At 67.4% G+C, this 21521-nt stretch carries 15 protein-coding genes; 8 read left to right on the top strand and 7 right to left on the bottom strand.

Features of this window, described 5'->3' with window-relative positions:
* Positions 1–68: 68 nt before the first annotated feature.
* Positions 69–1895, bottom strand: coding sequence for a glutamine--fructose-6-phosphate transaminase (isomerizing) (glmS, locus tag ACFFJ7_RS07300; RefSeq protein WP_377591515.1), 1827 nt, complete (start codon positions 1893–1895; stop codon positions 69–71).
* An 84-nt stretch (positions 1896–1979) separates the two neighbouring features.
* Complete coding sequence (gene glmU / locus ACFFJ7_RS07295; protein ID WP_377591513.1) at positions 1980–3386, bottom strand: bifunctional UDP-N-acetylglucosamine diphosphorylase/glucosamine-1-phosphate N-acetyltransferase GlmU; 1407 nt, start codon at positions 3384–3386, stop codon at positions 1980–1982.
* A gap of 673 nt (positions 3387–4059) precedes the next feature.
* Here glmU and ACFFJ7_RS07290 point away from each other — a divergent pair.
* Positions 4060–5754: an OpgD/OpgG family glucan biosynthesis protein gene (locus tag ACFFJ7_RS07290; protein WP_377591511.1), complete on the top strand. Its 1695-nt coding sequence runs from the start codon at positions 4060–4062 to the stop codon at positions 5752–5754.
* A 43-nt stretch (positions 5755–5797) separates the two neighbouring features.
* Positions 5798–8023 carry a glucans biosynthesis glucosyltransferase MdoH gene (mdoH, locus tag ACFFJ7_RS07285; protein ID WP_377591509.1) on the top strand — a complete coding sequence of 742 codons (2226 nt, stop codon included), beginning with the start codon at positions 5798–5800 and terminating at the stop codon, positions 8021–8023.
* Positions 8024–8121: 98 nt separating this feature from the next.
* On the opposite strand, the gene ACFFJ7_RS07280 is transcribed toward mdoH, so the two are convergent.
* On the bottom strand, positions 8122–8703 hold the full coding sequence (locus ACFFJ7_RS07280) for a L,D-transpeptidase (RefSeq protein WP_166948422.1): 582 nt from the start codon (positions 8701–8703) through the stop codon (positions 8122–8124).
* Between the two features lie 600 nt (positions 8704–9303).
* On the opposite strand from ACFFJ7_RS07280, the gene ACFFJ7_RS07275 reads away from it, so the two are divergent.
* The gene (locus ACFFJ7_RS07275; RefSeq protein WP_166948419.1) at positions 9304–10515 is read left to right on the top strand and encodes an NADP-dependent isocitrate dehydrogenase; all 1212 of its coding nucleotides are present in this window, start codon (positions 9304–9306) and stop codon (positions 10513–10515) included.
* A gap of 305 nt (positions 10516–10820) precedes the next feature.
* Here ACFFJ7_RS07275 and ACFFJ7_RS07270 read toward each other — a convergent pair whose 3' ends face one another.
* Complete coding sequence (locus tag ACFFJ7_RS07270; protein ID WP_166948417.1) at positions 10821–10973, bottom strand: hypothetical protein; 153 nt, start codon at positions 10971–10973, stop codon at positions 10821–10823.
* Positions 10974–11469: 496 nt separating this feature from the next.
* Here ACFFJ7_RS07270 and nudC point away from each other — a divergent pair, with 496 nt between their 5' ends.
* The 3 genes from nudC (at position 11470) to der (ending at position 14647) form a co-directional block, all read left to right on the top strand.
* Positions 11470–12450, top strand: a complete 981-nt coding sequence (gene nudC / locus ACFFJ7_RS07265; RefSeq protein WP_377591507.1) for an NAD(+) diphosphatase — start codon at positions 11470–11472, stop codon at positions 12448–12450.
* A 119-nt stretch (positions 12451–12569) separates the two neighbouring features.
* Positions 12570–13247 carry a tetratricopeptide repeat protein gene (locus tag ACFFJ7_RS07260; RefSeq protein ID WP_377591505.1) on the top strand — a complete coding sequence of 226 codons (678 nt, stop codon included), beginning with the start codon at positions 12570–12572 and terminating at the stop codon, positions 13245–13247.
* A 38-nt stretch (positions 13248–13285) separates the two neighbouring features.
* Positions 13286–14647 (top strand): ribosome biogenesis GTPase Der, encoded by a 1362-nt coding sequence (gene der / locus ACFFJ7_RS07255; protein WP_377591503.1) that lies wholly within the window; start codon positions 13286–13288, stop codon positions 14645–14647.
* 261 nt (positions 14648–14908) lie between these two features.
* On the opposite strand, the gene ACFFJ7_RS07250 is transcribed toward der, so the two are convergent.
* Genes ACFFJ7_RS07250 through guaB form a run of 3 tightly spaced genes read right to left on the bottom strand, consistent with a single transcriptional unit; the run spans position 14909 to position 18263 of the window.
* On the bottom strand, positions 14909–15391 hold the full coding sequence (locus tag ACFFJ7_RS07250) for a shikimate kinase (RefSeq protein WP_377591501.1): 483 nt from the start codon (positions 15389–15391) through the stop codon (positions 14909–14911).
* Positions 15392–15418: 27 nt separating this feature from the next.
* The gene (locus ACFFJ7_RS07245) at positions 15419–16750 is read right to left on the bottom strand and encodes an RsmB/NOP family class I SAM-dependent RNA methyltransferase (RefSeq protein WP_377591499.1); all 1332 of its coding nucleotides are present in this window, start codon (positions 16748–16750) and stop codon (positions 15419–15421) included.
* A 19-nt stretch (positions 16751–16769) separates the two neighbouring features.
* Complete coding sequence (gene guaB / locus ACFFJ7_RS07240) at positions 16770–18263, bottom strand: IMP dehydrogenase (RefSeq protein ID WP_377591497.1); 1494 nt, start codon at positions 18261–18263, stop codon at positions 16770–16772.
* A 445-nt stretch (positions 18264–18708) separates the two neighbouring features.
* On the opposite strand from guaB, the gene ACFFJ7_RS07235 reads away from it, so the two are divergent.
* Together ACFFJ7_RS07235 and ACFFJ7_RS07230 are read left to right on the top strand one after the other, a co-directional pair.
* On the top strand, positions 18709–20601 hold the full coding sequence (locus ACFFJ7_RS07235; protein ID WP_377591495.1) for a coiled-coil domain-containing protein: 1893 nt from the start codon (positions 18709–18711) through the stop codon (positions 20599–20601).
* A 235-nt stretch (positions 20602–20836) separates the two neighbouring features.
* Positions 20837–21505 carry a response regulator gene (locus ACFFJ7_RS07230; RefSeq protein WP_166948401.1) on the top strand — a complete coding sequence of 223 codons (669 nt, stop codon included), beginning with the start codon at positions 20837–20839 and terminating at the stop codon, positions 21503–21505.
* The last annotated feature ends 16 nt before the right edge of the window (positions 21506–21521 follow it).

Below are 21521 nucleotides of genomic sequence, written 5' to 3'. Positions count from 1 at the left end.
GGTGTCCGTACCGTTTGGATGTGCATCGAGCTTACCAAGAAACAGAATCCGTTTTTCGGTTTGATGCGCTATTCCACCGTCACGGATTTCGCCAGATTGCGCGGCTGGTCGACGTCCTTCCCCATTACGCGGGCCGTGTGGTAGGACAGAAGCTGCACCGGCAGCGCATAGAGCAGCGGCACAACGGCCGGGTGCACCTCCGGCATCACGACAGCCGTTTCGCCGGCAAGGCCAGCCTCCCCGGCCGCATGCGCATCGCCGATCAGGATGATGCGGCCGCCGCGCGCGGCGACTTCCTGTACGTTGGAGACCGTCTTCTCGAAAACCTTGTCGCGCGGCGCCAGCACGATGACCGGCATCGCCTCGTCGATGAGCGCGATGGGGCCGTGCTTCAGTTCGCCCGCGGCATAGCCCTCGGCGTGGATATAGGACAGTTCCTTCAGCTTCAGCGCGCCTTCGAGCGCCAGCGCATAGGACAGGCCGCGCCCGAGATAGAGCACATCGCGGGCCTTCGCCAGGTCGCGCGCCACCTGCTCGACCTGCGTCTCGCGCGCCAGCACCTTCGTCATATGGGAGGGCACGCCGACGAGCGCGTCGACAAGTTCCTGCTCCTCCTGCGCCGAAAGAACGCCGCGCACGCGGCCGGCGTGGATGGCGAGCGCCAGCAACACCGCGAGCTGGCAGGTGAAGGCCTTCGTCGAGGCCACGCCGATCTCGGGGCCCGCCAGCGTCGGCGCCACCACGTCGCTTTCGCGCGCGATGGTGGAGGTCGCGACGTTCACCACGGCGAGCGCCGGCCAGCCGGCCGCTTTCGCATAGCGCAGGGAGGCAAGCGTATCCGCCGTTTCGCCCGATTGCGAGATGAACAGTGCGAGCCCGCGCCCGGTCAGCGGCGGTTCGCGATAGCGGAACTCGGAGGCGACGTCGATCTCGACCGGCAGGCGGGCAAGCTGCTCGAACCAGTATTTGGCGATAATGCCGGCATAATAGGCCGTACCGCAGGCGGCGATCGCCAGCCGGTCGATGGCCGCGAAGTCGATCGCCACCTCCTCCGGCAAACGCACCGTGCCCGTCGCGAGGTCGACATAATGGGCGACGGTGCGGCCCACCACTTCCGGCTGCTCGTGAATTTCCTTCGCCATGAAATGGCTGTAGTTGCCCTTGTCCGCGAGCAGCGTGCCGGCGGGAATCAGGCTGACAGGGCGTGTCACCTCCCGGTTGCCGGCGTCGTAGACGGTGACGGCGGACCGCGACAGCACGGCCCAGTCGCCGTCTTCCAGATAGGCGATGCGGTCCGTGAAGGGCGCGAGCGCCAGTGCGTCCGATCCCAGATAGTTCTCGCCGTCGCCGAAGCCGATGGCGAGCGGGGCGCCCTGCCGGGCGCCGATCAGCAGATCCTCCTCGCCCGCGAAGAGGAAGGCCAGCGCGAAGGCGCCCTTGAGGCGCGGAAGCGTCTCGCACACCGCCTCGACAGGCGAAAGCCCCCGCTCCAGCGCATGGTCAACCAGCAGCGCGACGACCTCGGTGTCCGTCTGCGTATGGAACACGGCGCCGTCGCGGGCAAGCGCGTCGCGCAGTTCGCGGAAGTTCTCGATGATGCCGTTGTGCACCACGGCCACGCGGCCGGTGGCGTGCGGATGGGCGTTGATCTCGGTCGGGCGGCCGTGCGTCGCCCAGCGGGTGTGGCCGATGCCGACATGGCCATGGAGCGGATGCTCGGCGAGCCGCGCTTCCAGATTGCGCAGTTTGCCCTCCGCGCGCACGCGCGTCAGCACCCCGTCCTCAAGTGTGGCGACGCCGGCCGAATCGTAACCCCGATATTCCAGCCGCTTCAGCGCATCGACGAGAGCCGTCGCAACTGCCGATTTACCAAGAATAGCGATGATGCCGCACATGCACACTTCCAATCGTTGCCAGTGAATCGCGGCACATGTTTAGCCGAACCGCAGCGTACAGCCCAAATCACGTTAGATGACCGTTTATGACTTGCCGGTTTTCACGGCGGCGCGGAACTCGCGCAACCTCGCCGCCCAGCCCTCCTTGACCACCTGCTGCGCGCGCCCCAGGGCCAGCGCGTCGGCGGGCACATCGCGCGTCACCACGGAGCCCGAACCCGTGTAGGCGCCGTCGCCGATGCTGACGGGCGCGACCAGCGACGAGTTCGAGCCGATGAACGCCCCGCTGCCGATCAGCGTGCGGTGCTTGCTGTAGCCATCGTAGTTGCAGGTGATCGTGCCGGCGCCGATGTTGGTGCCCGCACCGATCTCGGCATCGCCCAGATAGGAGAGATGGCCGGCCTTGACGCCCTCGCCGAGCTTCGCGTTCTTGATCTCGACGAAATTGCCGACATGCGCGCCCGTGCCGACGTCCGCGCCGGGACGCAGCCGCGCGAACGGCCCGACATCCGCGCCCGAGCGCACCACCGCACCGGCAAGATGCGAGAAGGCATGCACCACGGCACCTTCCTCGACAGTGACGCCGGGGCCGAAGACCACATGCGGCTCCACGACGACATCGGGCCCCAGCGCCGTGTCCCAGGAGAAGAACACGGTTTCCGGCGCCACGAGAGTGACGCCGGCCCGGAACGCCGCGAGCCGCAGGCGCTTCTGGATGACGGCTTCCGCCGCGGCGAGTTGCGCGCGATCGTTGATGCCGAGGAGTTCCTCCTCCCCGGCGACCAGCGCCTTCGCGTGCAGGCCGGCGGCGCGGGCATGCGCCACCACGTCGGTGAGGTAGTATTCGCCCTTGGCGTTCGCGTTGTCGATCTTCTCCAGCAGGGGAAGCGCGTGCGCGCCGGCGATAGCCATGATGCCGCCGTTGCAGAGGCGGATGGCGCGCTCGGCCTCGCTTGCATCCCGATGCTCGCGGATGGCGACGAGTTCGCCGTCCTCGATCAGCAGGCGTCCGTAGCCCGTCGGGTCCTTCGCCTCGAAGCCGAGTACGACGACCGAGGCGCCCTTTGTCAGCGCGGCCCGCAGGCGGTCGAAGGTCTGCGGTTCGACGAGCGGCGTGTCGCCGAAGGCGATGATGATGTCGTCAGCCCCCGCTTCGAGCGCGGCGCGCGCCGCCAGCGCGGCATGGGCGGTGCCGAGCCGCTCCTGCTGGATGTGGATGGTGGCTCCGGGTGCGGTGCTGCGCACCTCGGCCGCGACGTCCTCGCGCCCCGGCCCGACGACCACGGCGACCGATTCCACGCCCGCCGCCCTGACGGAGTCCAGAACGTGGGAGACGATCGGACGGTTGGCGATCCTGTGCAGGATCTTGGGAAGGCGCGAAAGCATGCGCGTGCCCTCGCCCGCCGCCAGCACCACCGCGAGCGCGCGGCGGCCTTGCGCCGGAAACGAAGCGCCGGAAGCGGCGGAGAAGGTAGCGTGATCTGCAGACATAGACCGCTCCGATGGTTCAGGAAGCTGAGGCTCCCGTCGCCGGCACGGGCCCGGTCGCCCGCGGCGGCTCAATAACGGCGGACGTTAACGTGCAGAGGTTAATGAACAAAGGAAAAATGACGCGGCGAATACGACGTAAAAAAGACCGCCGCCGTGACGGATGTGGCGCGCCGCGCAGAAGCCGGTCCGGTTTTCGCGCACCCGCGCCCACCCTTTCCGGGCCGGTGGCGGGCCGCGATGCAGCTTCTTTTAACGACTTTGAAAATAAACATAAACGGGCCTCACATGGAGTGATTCAGACGTGCTACAAAGCGCCCGGCACGTTTCAATCCAGCAGAAATCGCGATGTTGTGTCATCCTTCAGGTCTTGCGCGTTTTTACGGTCGCGGCGGCGACAACCCCGGCGGGATGGGCGCCAACAAGCGTTGCCGGGAGCATCCCGGCGCGGCAAGGGCGGCGCGTTGCCTGCCGGTCTCTGTGCCACAACACGAAAAACTGTTGCAGCCCGCCCCCAAATCGCCACCAGACCCGGCTAAACAAGGCCTTCTGATGCGATGTTTCAGGATATACTGCTTTTCAGGATATGATTTTCCCGCAAATCTCCCACGAAGCCGGATTTTTCGAGATATTCAAGTGCGACATGCCGAGGTGCGACATGCTGAAGAGTGCTGCAATGGCTGGTGAGACCGCCTCTGCCGGAAAAACCGCGCCGATTCCGGCGGCGGACGACAGCCGCGCGTTCTCCGTCAGCCGCCGTGCCGCGCTGGCGCTCGGGCTTGCCGCTGCCGGCGCGTCGGTCACGGGTCTGGGCCCGGCGCGCGCGCAGGAGCCCTCCTTTCTGGAAGCCGCGCTGGCGACGGTCGGCGACGGGGAGACGTTCGATCCCGCCAGGCTGCTGGAGATCGCGCGCCTGCTCGCCAAGCGCCCTTACACCGACAGTCCGTCGGAACTGCCGGACGATTTCAGCAACCTGACGTACGACCAGTATATCGGCATCCGCGCGAAGCCCGGTTCCTATCTCTGGCACGGCGAAGGGCGCGGCTTCACGGTCGAGCCGCTGCACCGCGGCTTCATCTTCGCCAGCCCGGTGCGGCTCTACGCCGTCGACGACGGCGCGATCCGGCGCGTCCGCTATGCCCGCGACCTGTTCGATTTCGGCAAGCCGGCCACCGCCGGACAGCCGGCGCCGGGAGTGGGCGGGACGCCACCGGCCGCCACGGCACAGGCCGCCAACGCACCCGCAGCACCAGCTGAAGAGCCGCTCGATTTCTCCGGCTTCCGCATGTATACCGACGTTCCCGGCGAGGCGCCGCAGGAAGTCGCCATCTTCCAGGGCGCGACGTTCTTCCGCGCCAAGGCACGCGGGCAGAACTACGGCGTGCACGCGCACACGCTCATGCTGCGCCCCGCGGACGCCAAGGGCGAGGAACTGCCGCAGTTCCGCGCCTTCTGGATCGAGCGCCCGCTCGCGGGCTCCGGCGTGCTCGTCATCCACGCCCTGCTCGATTCGGAAAGCGTCGCCGGCGTCGTGCGCTTCACCTTCCGCACCGGCGACACGGCGATCACCGATGTCGAGGCCACGCTCATTCCGCGCGCGCGCCTCGATCATATCGGCATCGGCGGCTCGACCGCCAATTTCCTGTTCGGCCCCATCCGTCAGTCGACCGTTCCGGATACGCGCGTCGCGGTGCACGACATCGGCGGCCTGCAAATCCACAATGGACGGTCGGAATGGCTGTGGCGGCCGGTCGACAACCCGCAGACGCTGCAGATATCCGCCTTCCTCGACGTGAGTCCCAAGGGCTTCGGCCTGCTGCAGCGCGGGCGCGATTTTGGCGCCTATGAGGACGATGTGCAGCATTTCGAGCGTCGCCCCAGCCTGTGGGTGGAGCCGCTTCAGGAATGGGGCGAAGGCGCGGTTCAACTCATCGAGGTGCCCACCACGTCGGAAGGCACGCCCAACATCATCTCCTACTGGCGGCCGACGCAGGCCATCGAGGCCGGCGCCGAGGCGCGCTTCTCGTGGCGCCTGTTCTGGTGCTGGTCCCTGCCCGAGCGGCCCAACCTGGCGCTGGTGCGCGGCACGCGCATCGGCGCGCTGCCGGGCAGCCGCGTGCGCCGCTTCGCCGTCTCCTTCGTGGGGGATGAGCTTGCGCGGCCGGACATCGGCACCGCGGTGAAGGTGTCGCTGTCCGCCTCGCGCGGAACAGTTGGCAACACGCGGGTGTGGACCTATCCCGAGCGCAAGCTGGTGCGGGTTCTGTTCGATCTCGATCCCGGCAACGAAGCGAGCAGCGAATTGCGGCTGGAACTGACGGCCGCCGAAAAGCCGGTGAGCGAAAGCTGGCTTTTCCGATGGACGCCATGAAATGCCAAACGCCATGAACGACAGCGCCACGAACGATAGCGCCATGAGTGACAGCGCCATGCACGACAAGACGCCCGTCCCCCCTCCCCCCGGCGGCGTCCCCGCGACGGAGGAAGCGATCTGGCCGCCGGCGACGCCGGAAGAGCACCGGCTCGACATGCCGGTGCAATCGCTGCGTCACTGGCGGCGGGACGAAGAACGCCAGCCGGTGGGGCAGCAGCACCGCCGAATCGGCAGCTGGATCGCGCGGATCGTCATCTTCGGCGGGGCGCTGCTACTCACGGCCTATGGCGCGTGGCAGATGTACCAGGTCGTGTCCGTCAGCCGCACCACGGTGCTGCAGTGGGTGCTGCTGGTGCTTTTCACCATCAACTTCTCGTGGATCGCGCTTGCCTTCACCAGCGCCATCGTGGGCTTCGCCGTGCTGCTGCGTCGCCCGCAGGAGGGTCCGCTGCCCACCGCCCTGCGGGAACGCACGGCCGTGGTGATGCCGATCTACAACGAGACGCCCTCGCAGGTGTTCGCCGCCGTCGCCGCGATCCGCGAATCGGTGGAGGAGACGGGCCTCGGCCGTCATTTCGATTATTTCATCGTCTCCGACACCACCAATCCCGATATCTGGATCGCGGAGGAGCGCATGTTCCTCGCGCTGCGCGAGCAGGCCGGCGAGGACGCGCGCATCTATTACCGGCGCAGGCCGAAGAACACGCACCGCAAGGCGGGCAACATCGCCGATTTCGTCACGCGCTGGGGCGGCGCCTATGCCCACATGGTGGTGCTGGACGCCGACAGCCTGATGACCGGCGGCGCGATCGTGCGCCTCACCGCCGCGATGGAGGCTGACCCGGACGCCGGCATCATCCAGAGCCTTCCGCTCATCATCAACCGCAATACGCTGTTCGCGCGCATCCAGCAGTTCGCCGGCCGCATCTATGGCCCGGTCATCGCCAAGGGGCTCGCCGTGTGGTCGGGGCGGGACGGCAACTACTGGGGCCACAACGCCATCATCCGCACGGCGGCTTTCGCCGCCCATTGCGGCCTGCCGGACCTGAAGGGCAAGCCGCCTTTCGGCGGACATATCCTCAGCCACGATTTCGTCGAGGCGGCGCTGATCCGGCGCGCGGGCTGGTCCGTCTACATGCTGCCGGAGATTTCGGGCAGCTACGAGGAAAGCCCGCCGTCGCTGATCGACGTCGCGGCGCGCGACCGGCGCTGGTGCCAGGGCAATCTCCAGCACAGCCGGGTTATCGGCGCGGCCGGTCTGAAGCTCGCCACGCGCCAGCACTTCGCCACCGGCATCATATCCTATCTCTCCTCGCCCTTCTGGCTGACGCAGCTCCTCGTCGGTATCCTGCTCGTGCTGCAGACGCACTACGTGAGGCCGGAATACTTCACCCGCGATTTCTCGCTGTTCCCCGTCTGGCCGCGCTTCGACTCCGAGCGCGCGCTGGCGCTGTTCGCGCTCACGATGGGCATCCTGCTCGCGCCCAAGTTCCTTGGCTTCCTGCTCGCGCTGCTCGACCGCGGCATGCGGCGCGCTTCCGGCGGCGGCGTGCTGCTGTTCCTGTCGATGCTGTTCGAGGTGTTGATGTCGGCGCTGCTGGCGCCGATCATGATGGTGATCCAGTCCGGCGCGGTGACGCAGATTCTGGCCGGGCGCGACACCGGCTGGCAGCCGCAGCGGCGCGACGACGGCTCCATCCCCTTCCGCGACATCGTCCGCCGCCACCGCTGGCATGTGCTGCTCGGCGTGGCGACCGGCATCTCGGCCTTCATGATCGCGCCGTCGCTGTTCGCGTGGATGTCGCCCACCATCCTGGGTCTCGTGCTGGCGATCCCGATCTCGTGGGCGAGCGGCAAGCTCGCCATCGGGCTTGCGCTGCGGCGCGCGGGTCTGCTGATGATTCCGGAGGAAACATCTCGGCCCCGCATCGCGACGCGGGCGCAGGAGATCGCGGAAGAGTTCGCGGCGCTGGGCTATGACGACGCCGACAGCCTCGCCGTGCTGCATGAGGACGCGCAGGCGCGCTCGTGGCACGAAAGCCTGCTGCCGCCCGCGCGGACGCGCAGGCGCGGCGAATTCGACACGGACCGGACGCTGGCGCAGGCCAAGCTTGTTGACGCCGAGTCGCTCGCCGATGTGCGCGCCTGGCTCTCGCCGAAGGAGCGCACGGTGCTCTACACCGACCGCGCGCTGCTCGACCTGCTGGCGCGCCTGCCGACCGCCCGGGAGGACGAGGCCGGCGCGCGGGACAGAAAGGCCGCCTGAGCCGCGCGGTCACACCGGCGGATGCATGAAAAGGAGCGGCGATTCGAGAAAACGCCATCCCGACGCCGGAACGGACTGACGCCGTTCCGGCCGCGCGGTCAGCGCTGCACCACGACCGTGGTGCCGACCTTGACGCGCTTGTAGAGGTCGATGACGTCCTGGTTCATCATGCGGATGCAGCCGGACGAAACCGCCTGGCCGATCGTCTCCGGCTCGTTCGAGCCGTGGATGCGATAGAGCGTGGAGCCCAAATAAAGCGCGCGGGCGCCAAGCGGATTGTCGGGACCGCCGGGCATGAACCTCGGCAGGTCGGGACGGCGCTTGCGCATCTGCGGCGGCGGCGTCCAGCCCGGCCACTCGGCCTTGCGGGTGACGACCTGCTTGCCGCCCCACTGGAAGCCCTGACGGCCGACGCCGATACCGTATTTCAGCGCCTTCCCACCCGGCTGCACCAGATAGAGGCGGCGTTCCTGCGTCGCGACAATGATCGTGCCCGGCTTGTGCGGCCCCTGGTAATCCACCGTTTCGCGCGGAATGGGCGACGCGCGCGGGCCGAAGTTCTCCGGCTCCGGCAGGATTTCCCGCGTCAGCGGGTCGATCTGGTAGGCGGCGGCAGGCGTAACCGCGGGCATAACGCCAAAGGCGGCGCACAGCCCGGCAACAGCGGCAATAAGGCGCATGATGAGTAGTCCCGATTTCCCAACCCCGACGCGATGCGGACAGAATTTCCGCCAACGTCAGCCACTTGCATGTGTGAACCGAATCATACGCGGGCGCAAGGGCGTCCCCCCGCATAACCGCCAGTCCAGCGGGCCGCGAAGGCCCCACGAGCCGCAAGCAGCGTATGCCACCTGAGCCAACCATCTGACACAACACAAGAATCTCGCGTTTACCATTTTGTGCAACATGTGTCGCCTGTCCTGCGTCACACTTTCACTAAACCGTGAGGGTTCCGGTGTGCCGCTTGAGGCGGAAAGGTGCGATGCCGCGTGTCTGACGCGGGTGGATACGGCCAGGGCGGGAGGCGGGACAGCGCGCCGCTGGAAAGCACGGCGAGACATTGCCGGCCGAATCGACACGAATCGTGATGAACGGCCCCGCGCAACCTGCCCCGCGCCCACACCCCCGTTCAAAATCTCGATTTTGTCACTGTTTCATCGCCGCCACACGTGACATTCCACTGCGAAAGTGCGTATAGGCAGTCTGCCGGTGTGGGTTGCGCACGGGGACCCGCGCCGAGGCCCCCCTACGCTGTTGTCCCGTGCGAGGTGAAAAGACCCATGAGCAAGATCAAGGTGGCGAACCCGGTCGTCGAACTCGACGGCGACGAAATGACCCGGATCATCTGGAAGCTTATCAAGGACAAGCTGATCCACCCCTATCTCGACATCGACCTGAAGTACTACGACCTGGGCATCGAGCACCGTGATGCCACCGAGGATCGGGTCACCGTCGAGGCCGCCGAGGCGATCAAGCAATACGGCGTGGGCGTGAAATGCGCCACCATCACCCCCGACGAGGCGCGGGTGAAGGAATTCAACCTCAAGCAGATGTGGAAATCGCCGAACGGCACCATCCGCAACATTCTCGGCGGCGTCATCTTCCGCGAGCCGATCATCGCCCGCAACGTGCCGCGCCTCGTGCCCGGCTGGACGCAGCCGATCATCATCGGCCGCCACGCCTATGGCGACCAGTACCGTGCACAGGACTTCCGCGTGCCCGGCCCCGGCAAGCTCACCATCACCTTTGTCGGCGACAACGGCGAGAAGATCGAGCGCGAGGTGTTCAACTTCAAGAGCTCCGGCATCGCGCAGGCGATGTACAACGTCGACGACTCGATCCGCGACTTCGCCCGCGCCTCCCTCAACTACGGCCTGTCGCGCAAGTATCCGGTGTATCTCTCCACGAAGAACACCATTCTGAAGGCCTATGACGGGCGCTTCAAGGACATCTTCCAGGAGATCTACGAAACCGAATTCAAGGCGGATTTCGAGAAGGCCGGCATCCACTACGAACACCGCCTGATCGACGACATGGTTGCTTCCTCGCTGAAGTGGTCCGGCGGCTATGTCTGGGCCTGCAAGAACTACGACGGCGACGTGCAGTCCGACACCGTGGCGCAGGGCTTCGGCTCGCTCGGCCTGATGACCTCCGTGCTGCTGACGCCCGACGGCAAGATCGTGGAATCGGAGGCCGCTCACGGCACCGTGACCCGCCACTACCGCGAGCATCAGAAGGGCAAGGAGACCTCCACCAACTCCATCGCCTCGATCTTCGCCTGGACGCGCGGCCTGGCCCATCGGGCCAAGCTCGACGACAACGCGGAGCTGAAGAACTTCGTCGAGACGCTTGAGAAGGTCGTGATCGATACGGTCGAATCCGGCTCCATGACCAAGGACCTGGCCCTGCTCGTCGGCGCGGACCAGAAGTGGTTGTCGACGACCGGCTTCCTCGACAAGGTCGACGAAAACCTGCAGAAGGCTATCGGCTGATTGCGGCAACGGCCTTCCGGGACAGCCCCGGAAGGCTTTGGCGCCCGGACCGACGGATGGATGGATCGCGCAGGCGCCCCATCGGGAAGCCGGTCCCATCCGCAGCCGTCCCATAAACGATTACGGCACCGCCCTGCCGGGAAGCCTTCCCGCTGGTGCGATGCCGCGATCGATACATATGGAGCGGCGGACAGCCAATCGAAGCCGTACGCCGCACCGTCTGTTTATGCCTGATCCCTTCCCGAAAGCGGGCAACGCTTTCCGGGATCACGCCTGCGTATCCGTGCGCTGCCGGGTTCCGACAGTCAGCGCGTGAAAAAGGCCGTCATCCATACTCCCATCACGGGGAGAAAGACGAGGACGAGCATCAATACGAGCAGCCACGCGACGGAACGATCGGCGCGGGTTTCTTCGTAGCTTGCAGCCGCCAGGCTGCGATTGATCTTCGCAGAGGTCATTGGCTCACCTTCCTGTCGATACGGCCGTCAACGGCCGTATCCGGGTGAGCCTGTCAGAAATCAGGCTGCCCAGAAGGCCGCAGACGGCGAACGCGATCGACTTATACTGTCGCTGGGCATGGTTTGATTTCCGATGGGATTCGTCTCGCGCAACACACGCGATGACGAAATGTATGGACGGTAAATGCGACTAACTGAGGGCGACGTCAAGGGGAAAATTCGGCCTATCCGCCCATCGGGAATGAATTGTGCGCATAGCTGCCATTCACACCGGAAACGACAGCCGGATCAACCGGGTAGCAGGCGTTCCGGAAGCCCTTCAATCGGTGCCGGAATCTGTCCTGTTTATGTTGAAACAGGACAGATTCCAGGTTCCTTATCTTGAGCGAATTCTGATCGGAACGCGCTCTGGCGTCGGGCGGAAAGCGGCTTTACGATCGCTCGTCCCCCCGGCTGCGGCCGCAACCGATTCTCTCTCTCCGATGCAGGAAACGCAATGACGCGCGATGCCAACGCCGAGCCGGAAATCCGGCCCTTTACCGCGCGCGAACTCTCGGCGCACACGGCCTTCGCCCGCAACCGCCTGAACCGGCACTCGGAGAGGCGGGAGATCGAGTCGGAACTCGCGGCGCTGCGCGTCGACCCTCGCACGCGCGTCTTCCTCATCGTCGGCGACGCGCCCCTGCTGAAGACGGAGGGCGGGTCGGAACGGGCGCGCTTCACCTTCGCGCAGGCCGCGGAGATCGGGCGGGAGCAGGAGAGCGCCTATCTTGGCACCCTCGACGACACGCCGCTGTTCGCGCTGCTTTTTCCCGAAACAGCGACGGAGGCGTTTTCCGGACGCGGCGACATCGCGCCCGTCGGCCTGCGCGCCATTGCGGCCGAGGGGCTGCTGCCCGCCGACGAACTCGGCCCGCTGGGCGAGGCGAAGGCGCTCATGGACTGGCACCGCCGTCACCGCTTTTGCGCCAACTGCGGCGCGCCGACCGTTACCTTCACCGGCGGTTTCCGGCGCGACTGCCCGTCCTGCGCGGCGCAGCATTTCCCGCGCGTCGACCCTGTGGTCATCATGCTGGTGACGGATGGCGACCGCTGCCTGCTCGGCCGGCAGCCGCGCTTCGCGCCCGGCATGTATTCCGCGCTGGCGGGCTTCGTGGAGCAGGGCGAGACCGTGGAGGACGCCGTGCGCCGCGAGGTGATGGAGGAAGCGGGCGTGCCCGTGGGGGCCGTGCGCTACCTCGCGTCGCAGCCGTGGCCCTTTCCCTCCTCGTTGATGATCGGCTGTGTGGCGCGGGCGCTGGCGACCACCATCGTCGTCGACCGGCTGGAGCTTGAGGATGCGCGCTGGTTCACGCGCGAGGAGGCCCGCCTGATGCTGGCGGACGGGCATCCGGACGGGCTGACGGCGCCTCGCCCCATGGCCATCGCCCACCACCTGTTGCGGGCCTTTGTCGAGGCGGAAGGCGACATTGTATAGGATAATGCCGGGAAACCGGCGATCTCGCTTTCCCGGCAGGGCTGTGATAATGGTCCGGCTTCATCCTTCCCGCCCGCGCCGGCGCAGCCGGGCCACCGTTGCCCATCACAGTTAGGCCAATGACCGACATTTTCCGCGAAATCGATGAAGACCTGCGCCGCGATCGCTATTCGCAGCTTTTCCGTCGGGTGGCCCCGCTCCTGATCGCCGTTGTGGTGCTGGTCGTCGTGGGTGTGGGCGGCTGGCAGGCGTGGCGCTGGTTCGACAGGCAATCCGCCGAGGACACCGGCGCGCGCTTCGAGGAAGCCTTGCAGGCGGCGCGCGAGGGCAAGACGGCGGACGCGGAGCACGCCCTTTCCACTATCGCCGCGGACGGACCGGCGGGCTACCAGCTGCTGGCGCGCCTGCGCCTTGCCGCCATCGCCGGCGCGAAAGACCCGGCGGCGGGTGCCGCCGCCTTTACGGCCATCGCGGACGATGGCAAGGTCGATGCTGTGTGGCGCGATCTCGCCCGGCTGCGCGCCACCCTGCTGCAGATCGACAAGCTCTCGCCGGATGAGGCGCAGGCCGCGTTGCAGCCGCTCGCGGCACCCGGCCAGCCCTGGCGGCTGACGGCGCTGGAGACGCTTGGCCTCGTGGCGCTGCGTGCAGGCAAGCTGGAAGACGCAGGACGCTGGTTCGACCAGATTCTGACCGACCCGGCCGCGACGCAGGGCGTGCGCCAGCGCGTGCAGGAGATTTATCTGGCACTCGTCGCGGGCGGCCCGTCGGCCACCGGCAGCGAAACCACCAACTGATTGATTTTTGGAAATATTCTGTTTTGTCCGGAGCATCCATGACCCCCACGGTCGCCATCATCGGCCGTCCCAACGTCGGCAAGTCGACGCTCTTCAACCGGCTGGTGGGGCGCAAGCTCGCACTCGTCGACGACCGGCCCGGCGTCACGCGCGACAGGCGGGAGGGCGAGGCGACGCTCGGCCATCTCACCTTCCCGGTGTTCGACACGGCAGGGCTTGAAGAGGCGGATGACGGCACGCTCGCGGGACGCATGCGCCAGCAGACGGAAACGGCGATCGCTGACAGCGACATCGTCCTGTTCGTGATCGACGCGCGCGTCGGCGTCACCCCCGCCGACAGACAGTTCGCGGAGCTGGTGCGCCGCTCCGGCAAGCCGGTCATCCTCATCGCGAACAAGGCGGAGGGCAAGATCGGCCTCGACGGCGCCTATGAGGCGTTTTCGCTCGGCCTCGGCGACCCCGTCCCCTTTTCCGCCGAACACGGCGAGGGCACGGCCGACCTGCTTGAAGCGCTGATGCCCTATTTTCCCGACCCCGACGACGAGGCGGAGGAGGACGACGGCCCCGACGGACAGGGCAACCTGCGCCGGCCGCTCAGGATCGCCATCTGCGGGCGGCCGAATGCCGGCAAGTCCACGCTGATCAACCAGATGATCGGCGAGGAACGCCTGCTGACCGGCCCGGAGGCGGGGATCACGCGCGATTCCATCGCGCTCGACTGGCAATGGCGCGGCCATGACATCAAGCTCTACGACACGGCGGGCATGCGCAAGCGCGCGCGCATCGATGACAAACTGGAGAAACTGTCAGTCGCCGACGGGTTGCGCGCCATTCGCTTCGCCGAGGTGGTGGTCGTCCTGCTCGACGCCACCATTCCGTTCGAGAAGCAGGACCTGACTATCGTGGACCTGATCGAAAAGGAAGGCCGCGCGGTCATCATCGGCCTCAACAAGTGGGACCTCGTCTCCGACCAGCACGGCCTGCTGAAGGAACTGCGCGAGGAAGCCGCCCGCCTTTTGGCGCAGGTCAGGGGCGTGTCGATCATCCCGCTCTCCGGCCTCACGGGACGGGGTATCGACCCGTTGATGGAAGCGGTGATGGACGCCTACCGCATCTGGAACGAGCGCATTTCCACCGCGCGCCTCAACAAATGGCTCGCCGACATGCTGGAAGGCCACCCGCCGCCGGCCGTCTCCGGCCGGCGCATCAAGATCCGCTACATCACGCAGGTAAAGAGCCGTCCGCCGCATTTCGCCCTGTTCGGCAACCAGCTCGGCGAACTGCCGCGCTCCTACACGCGCTACCTCGTCAACGGCCTGCGCGAAACCTTCGGCCTCAAGGGCACCCCCATCAGACTGGCGCTGCGCTCAGGGGACAATCCGTACGACAGGAAGAAGTGATATAGTGCTGTGCGCCAATCGCTTCAGACGCCGACAATATGGCAATCGTCCATAACGAACGAAGCAAGCTCACCGCTGCGGGAAGCTTGAGATAACGAATATCTGGATTGTCGCTTGTCTCGTCATGCCCCTCTTCATTCTCGCGATGGGTTACGCGGCGACGAAGCTGGACGGCGATCCGCGTACGTGCGTCCCGGCGAGTAGTAGGGCGAGAACCGGGCGGCATCCGCCGCGTGGCGGCTCACGCGCTGCGACAGGGCGTCAACGGATGGCGGCGACGAGCGCCTTCAGCGCCGCCGCCGGCTGCAGACTTCCCGTATCGACCGTAGTGTCTGCAAACGTGCGCTCGCCATAACCTTCGCTGATCATCTCCGCGATACGCCGCCGTTCGCTCGCATCGAAACTGCGCCCGCGCGCGGGATGGACGATCTGCGCGCAGGTTGCCCGCAGATTGATGACCGACAGCACCACACCCGCATCGGCGAAGCACCGGCGGTAATAAATCCAGTTGATACAGCGCAGCGGATACGCGATCACGACGTGGTCGCCACGCATCAGTTCCGCCGTGGCGGCCTTGACGATCGCCCGGCTCGTGCGCAGGCTTGAGGCGTACCAGGGCCGGCCCGACAATGCATAGTCGTCGCCGTCGATGAAGGAGCCGCCCAGCGCCTGCGCGAGCGCGCGTCCCAGCGTGGTCTTGCCCGCGCCGATCGGCCCCGTGAGGAAGATAGCCCGCTTGACCATTCACTTGGCTACCGCCGGCATGCCGCCCTACCCTGCGGCGCCGGTTGTGCCGTTGCTCAGCACCGCCACGTAAAATCCGTCCGTCTCCGTCCTGTGCGGTGTCAGCAGCAGGCCGCCAGCCGCGGTTGCGCATGGCGCGAGGTCCGGCAATCCGGCCTGCCGGCAGACATCTTCCGCTGACAGAATCGAAAATTCGTCATGGCGCTCCAGAAAAGCCGTGATGGCGTCGTCGTTTTCCGCCGGCAGCAGCGAGCAGGTAACATAGGCGATGCGGCCGCCCGGCTTCACCAGCCCGGCCGCACGGTCGAGGACGACAGCCTGATCGTTCATGCGCTCCTTCAGTGCGCCGGGGCGCAGCCGCCATTTGGCGTCAGGATTGCGCCGCCATGTGCCCGTGCCGGTGCAGGGCGCGTCGACCAGCACGAGATCGGCGGAGGCGGCAAGATCGGCCAGCGGATCGGCAACTTCGGGGCGGCGCACCGGGTCGTAGCGTCCGCGCGGCACCCGCAGCTGCACGTTGCGCGCGCCGGAGCGCTCCAGCCGCGCATGGATGGCTGCGAGGCGCTGGGCGTCGATGTCGGTGGCATAGATCTGGCCACGGTTGTCCATCTGCGCCGCCAACGCCAGCGTCTTGCCGCCCGCGCCGGCGCAGAGGTCGATGACCTGTTCGCCGGGCGCTGCCAGCGTCAGGCGGCTCGCGAGCTGCGAGCCCTCGTCCTGCACTTCGAACAGGCCCTGGATGAACTCCGGCTCCGCCTGCAGCGCCGGGCCACGGCCATCGGCGTCGACGTGAAAGCGCAGCCCGTCGGGCGCCAGGGGCGTCGTCTCGGGGGAAAGGTGCGCCAGCGCTTCCGCCAGCGCCTCGCGCGAGGTTTTCAGCGTGTTGACGCGGATGTCGATGGGCGCGCGGTCGGCGAGCGCCTGCATTTCCGCGATCAGGTCGTCGCCGAATGCCCGCGTGAGCGGCTCCTCCAGCCAGTCGGGAAAGTCGCCGGCCGCCGGGGCCGACATGTCGGGCGGCGGTGCTTCGAGCCGCCCGCGCTCGTCGGCGGTCAGCGCCTCGGGTGCGAAGCGCTCGCCGGAGAACAGGCGGGCTATGTCATCCGCCTCAAGGCCGCGCCCGAGACGCAACATGCCGAGCACCACGGCGCGCGGGCTGTCGCCGCCGAGCAGGGACGCGGCCGACGCGCGCCGCCGCAAGGCGTCGTAGACGAGCGTGGCCACGGCCGCACGGTCCCTCGATCCGGCGAAGCGGTGGGTTTGCCCCCACTCGCGCAACGCATCGTTGACGGGGCGGCGGCGGACCTCAAGGTCCGCCAGAATCGCGATGGCGGCGGAAACGCGCGCGGCAGGTGTCATGGTCCGGTTCCCGTCCGCGTCAGCCGCGGGTCGGATAGTTGGGGCTCTCGCGGGTGATGGTCACGTCATGAACGTGGCTCTCGCGCAGGCCGGCGTTGGTGATCCGCACGAACTCCGCCTTTTCCTGCAGCTCGGGGACGGTGCGCGCCCCGACATAGCCCATAGCCGCCCGCAGGCCGCCCGCGAGCTGGTGCAGCACGGCCGCGACGCTGCCCTTGTAGGCGACCTGCCCCTCGATGCCCTCGGGCACGAGCTTCAGCGTATCCTTGATGTCCTGCTGGAAGTAGCGGTCGGCGGAACCGCGCGACATCGCGCCGACCGATCCCATGCCGCGATAGGACTTGTAGGAACGGCCCTGCCACAGGAAAACCTCGCCAGGCGTCTCGTCCGTGCCGGCAAGCAGCGAGCCGACCATGGCCGTGGATGCGCCAGCCGCCAACGCCTTGGCGAGATCGCCCGAGACCTTGATGCCGCCGTCGGCGATGATCGGGATACCCGCGGCGTGCGCCACCTCGGCCGAGTCCATGATGGCGGTGAGCTGCGGCACCCCCACACCCGCCACGATACGGGTGGTGCAGATGGAGCCCGGCCCGATGCCGATCTTGACGGCATCCGCCCCCGCGTCGATGAGCGCCTGCGTACCGGCGGCGGTGGCGACGTTGCCGGCGATTACCTGCACGGCGTTCGACAGCTTCTTGACCTTGGCGACAGTGTCGAGCACGCGCTGGGAATGGCCGTGGGCGGTATCCACGACGAGCACGTCGCAGCCCGCGTCGATCAGCATCTCGCAACGCAGGAAACCTTCGTCGCCGGTCGTGGTCGCGGCGGCGACGCGCAGCCGGCCCTGGTCGTCCTTGGCCGCGCTGGGATAGGCGACCTGCTTCTCGATGTCCTTGACGGTGATGAGGCCGATGCAGCGATAGTGGCTGTCGACGACGATCAGCTTCTCGATGCGGAACTGATGCAGGAGCCGCTTGGCCTCCTCCTGCCCCACACCCTCGCGCACGGTGATCAGCCGGTCCTTAGTCATCAGTTCCGATACGCGCTGTTCCGGGCTGGTGGCGAAGCGCACGTCGCGGTTGGTCAGGATGCCGACGAGCTTGCCGTTGTGGCCGCCCGCGCCCCGCTCCACCACGGGAATGCCGGAGATGGAATGTGTCTTCATCAGCGTCAGCGCATCGGAGAGCGTCTCGTCCGGGTGAATGGTGACCGGGTTCACCACCATGCCGGATTCGTATTTCTTGACGAGGCGGACCTGATCGGCCTGCAGTTCGGGCGTGAGATTGCGGTGGATGACGCCGAGCCCGCCGCTCTGCGCCATGGCGATGGCCATGCGCGCCTCCGTCACCGTATCCATGGCGGAAGCGATGATCGGCAGGTTGAGCGAGATGGAACGGGTCAGCGCCGTCCTCAGGTCGACCTGCCCCGGCATCACCTCTGAATGCCCCGGCTGCAGGAGCACGTCGTCGAAGGTCAAAGCCTCACGGATGGTCTTTTCGCGGATAGCCGGCATCGCCAACCTTTCTGATTCGTATGGTTCAGCATGACCGCGAGGCCGGCACCTGTGCCGGGCGGGCAGCGTACCGAGGGAAGCCGGACGCCGATCAGGCGGAAGCTGGGTTGGCGCTGGCGTTTACCACGTTTTTCGGGGCAGCGTCGAGTCGCGATTTTTCCGATGCTGCCATCCCCCAAGTGCATAGCGGCGGCGCGGCAACACCGTTGTGACGATGCCCGCCCCCCGGGCGTGGAAAAGGCAGCCGGCTTAACCGTCTGTTTACCGTGAGCGGCAAAAAGTCAGACGGTGGAGAACCGGTTACGGGGACCGGCGTTTTCCGCGATTCGGGATCGCGGCGCGGGCTTCGGAACATGGGCCGGTCCAGCCGGATCGACACGCGCGCCGGCCAACCCGCCGGCGAGGACGGGTGCACCCCGATGCAGGAACTGGATGACGCCGGATCATGACGAGCCAAGCACAGCACGCCACGCCGCAATCCGCGCAGCAGCAGTCTTCGCAACAGTCCTGGAGCGTCAAGGGCATCGCCCCGCCGGTGCGCGAGGCGGTGAAGGAAGCCGCGCGCCGCTCCGGCATGACCATCGGCGAATGGCTCAGCCTCGTCATCACGCAGCAGGCCGACATGCAGCAGGCCGCCCGCCCGGCGGACCGGCCGAACCCGCGGGACGAGCGCTGGGCCGAGATCGCCGCCCATCTCTCGCGCCTCGCCCGGCGGGACACCGCGCGACATGACGCGCCGCAGGCACCGCCGCACCCAGGAATACAGCAGGCTTTCCCCGCCTCCGCCATCGAGCGGCTGCTGCGGGACATCGCCGCCCGCAGCGAGCAGCGCAGCCGCGAGCAGGCGATGCGCCTCGCAGAGGCGCTCACCGGCCTTGCCCGCTATATGGCGAACGCCGAGGAACGGCGCCGGGAGGACGCGCTCCGCGCCGCCACGCAGCAGGAACAGGCGACGGCGGAACTCACGCGCACGCTGGCTGCCGTCGCGAAGCGCATCCGGCGCATCGAGCAGCAGACGGCGCATCGGCTGGAGCATCTGCCGAAGGACGTCGCCGCGCCCCTGCAGGAGGCCGCCCTTCAGCAGACGCAGGCAATCGCCGCCATGGAGCTGCGCCTCGCGCACCAGATGCACGACATCCTGCGCCAGTTGCAGGAAGGCCGCGACACACGCGACGCGACGCCCGAGGCCGGGCAGATCGAGGTTGAGGATCGGCTGGCCCGCGCCATCGTCGACATCCGCTCGCGGCAGGTCGAACTGGCGCGGCTTGAGGCGGGCGAGGACGACGGCGCCCCGCAGCAGGCCATCATCGAGCGGCTCGAAGGGCTGTCGCGCAAGCTGGACGCGGCGCTGCGCCCGGCTACCGAGGCGTTGCAGCAGCCGGAGCTGGGCGAAGTGCTGGCGCGGCTCGACCGTATCGATTCCCGGCTGGAGGAGGATCGCCCGCCGCTGGAACTGGCACGCATCGAGGACATGGTGCGCAGCCTCTCGGAAAACGTCGAGCGTCTGCACCTCGCCGGCGCCCCCGACAACGGCGGCGAGCGCGAGCTGCACGACGCCACCTCGACGGGCGTGGTCGACAGGCTGGCCGAACAGATCAGCCATCTCGCCCAGCGCCTCGACGACGTCGCCCGCCACACGCGGGAGAGCACCGCCGCAGACGGCGCGCAGCCCGTCGACGACGGGCGGCTGCAAGCACTGGAGACCAGCATCGGCGCGCTATCGGCGCAATTGCGCGGGCTGCCGCAGGCCGACGACGCCTCGCTGGAGCGCATGGCCCGCGTCGCGGCGCGGGAGGCGCTCGCCGCCCTCTCCGCCCGGGACGACGCGCCCGACCAGCGCACGCGGGAACTGCGGGAGCGGGAGCTGCGTGCGTCGGATACGCTGGACGCCGTGCACAGCACGCTGGAACGCATCGTCGACCGGCTCGCACTGCTCGAAGAAGATCTGCGCGCGCGCGGGCTGCGCGGCAAGGGCACTGAGGAGCCGGAGCGCCGCGCCGCGCAGGCGCTTGCCCGCGCCGGCGCCACTGGAGGAGGGCCCGGGCCGGAAACGCCGCCTGCGGACGGCCCCGAGAACCTGCTGGCGCGCGAGACGACGGGCTTGACCGAGAACGTGGGCTTCACCGCGAGCTTCATCGCCGCCGCCCGGCGCGCGGCCATGGCGGGCGCGGACGAGACGCGCAGCCAGGGCGCCGAGGGCGGTGATGCCGCCTCCGACGATGCTGCGACGGCCTCGCGGCGGCGCTCGCTGATGATCGGCCTCGGCGCGCTCATCGCGGCCACTGGCGCCGCGCAGATCAGCGCAGCGCTCATGCATGGCGCCGCGCGCCTGTCGTGAACACGCGGGCAGGCACGGCGGACGACCGGCCCCGACGCCGCCGACATGGTTGTCCGGCAACGAATTGACGCCGATCATGCTTCTGTCATCGACATCTCTGCTAATAATTTAATATAGTTCTCGACAATGGGCGCACGGCCTTGCACAAGCCATCGTCGCGGGGGGACGCCGTCGTTCGCAAGATTGTCGGCTTTTCCGTGGAAGGCATAACCATAAACATATCGGGGGAAGGTCCTTGAGTGCTGGATCATCGGCACGGATCGTCATAGCGGACGATCATCCATTGTTCCGGGGCGCCCTGCGTCAGGCGGTGGAAGCCGTCGTCTCCAACGTGGCGATCTCCGAAAGCGGCACCTTCGAGGCGCTCCTCGATGCCCTGGCGCACAGCGGGCCCGTGGATCTCGCGCTGCTCGACCTCACCATGCCCGACGTGCAGGGCTTCTCCGGGCTCATATACCTGCGCGCGCAATATCCCGACGTGCCGGTCGCCATCGTTTCCGCCAACGACGATCCGGCCGTCATCCGCCGTTCGATCGACTTCGGTGCCTCGGGCTTCATTCCGAAGTCGCTCGACGTGCGTACCATGGGCGAGGCGCTGCAGGCCATCCTCGCCGGCCAGACATGGACGCCGCCCGACGTCGATCTCTCGCAGCCGCCGGACCGCGAGACGAACGAACTCGTACGCCGGCTCTCCAGCCTCACGCCCCAGCAGGTGCGGGTGCTGATGATGCTCTCGGAAGGCCTGCTGAACAAGCAGATCGCCTACGAACTCATGGTCTCGGAGGCGACCGTCAAGGCGCACGTCTCCGCGATCCTGCAGAAGCTCGGCGTCGAAAGCCGCACGCAGGCGGTGATCGCCGCCGCGCGCATCGCCTCCGCCGCGGGCTCGACGAGCGCCGCCTGACCGGCGGACACCTCTC

It is taken from the genome of Pseudochelatococcus lubricantis (genome assembly GCF_042432495.1).
Classification (GTDB): Bacteria; Pseudomonadota; Alphaproteobacteria; order Rhizobiales; family Beijerinckiaceae; genus Pseudochelatococcus; species Pseudochelatococcus lubricantis.
This window is presented reverse-complemented; position numbering and strand designations above follow the sequence as displayed.

Bases quoted from the DNA above. Each gene is read 5' to 3' on its own strand.
- ACFFJ7_RS07290 (WP_377591511.1), top strand. From the start codon at position 4,060: ATGGCTGGTGAGACCGCCTCTGCCGGAAAAACCGCGCCGATTCCGGCG.
- ACFFJ7_RS07275 (WP_166948419.1), top strand. From the start codon at position 9,304: ATGAGCAAGATCAAGGTGGCGAACCCGGTCGTCGAACTCGACGGCGAC.
- der (WP_377591503.1), top strand. From the start codon at position 13,286: ATGACCCCCACGGTCGCCATCATCGGCCGTCCCAACGTCGGCAAGTCG.
- ACFFJ7_RS07280 (WP_166948422.1), bottom strand. From the start codon at position 8,703: ATGCGCCTTATTGCCGCTGTTGCCGGGCTGTGCGCCGCCTTTGGCGTT.
- ACFFJ7_RS07245 (WP_377591499.1), bottom strand. From the start codon at position 16,750: ATGACACCTGCCGCGCGCGTTTCCGCCGCCATCGCGATTCTGGCGGAC.
- ACFFJ7_RS07235 (WP_377591495.1), top strand. From the start codon at position 18,709: ATGACGAGCCAAGCACAGCACGCCACGCCGCAATCCGCGCAGCAGCAG.
- ACFFJ7_RS07260 (WP_377591505.1), top strand. From the start codon at position 12,570: ATGACCGACATTTTCCGCGAAATCGATGAAGACCTGCGCCGCGATCGC.
- guaB (WP_377591497.1), bottom strand. From the start codon at position 18,263: ATGCCGGCTATCCGCGAAAAGACCATCCGTGAGGCTTTGACCTTCGAC.
- glmS (WP_377591515.1), bottom strand. From the start codon at position 1,895: ATGTGCGGCATCATCGCTATTCTTGGTAAATCGGCAGTTGCGACGGCT.
- mdoH (WP_377591509.1), top strand. From the start codon at position 5,798: ATGAGTGACAGCGCCATGCACGACAAGACGCCCGTCCCCCCTCCCCCC.
- glmU (WP_377591513.1), bottom strand. From the start codon at position 3,386: ATGTCTGCAGATCACGCTACCTTCTCCGCCGCTTCCGGCGCTTCGTTT.
- ACFFJ7_RS07250 (WP_377591501.1), bottom strand. From the start codon at position 15,391: ATGGTCAAGCGGGCTATCTTCCTCACGGGGCCGATCGGCGCGGGCAAG.
- ACFFJ7_RS07270 (WP_166948417.1), bottom strand. From the start codon at position 10,973: ATGACCTCTGCGAAGATCAATCGCAGCCTGGCGGCTGCAAGCTACGAA.
- nudC (WP_377591507.1), top strand. From the start codon at position 11,470: ATGACGCGCGATGCCAACGCCGAGCCGGAAATCCGGCCCTTTACCGCG.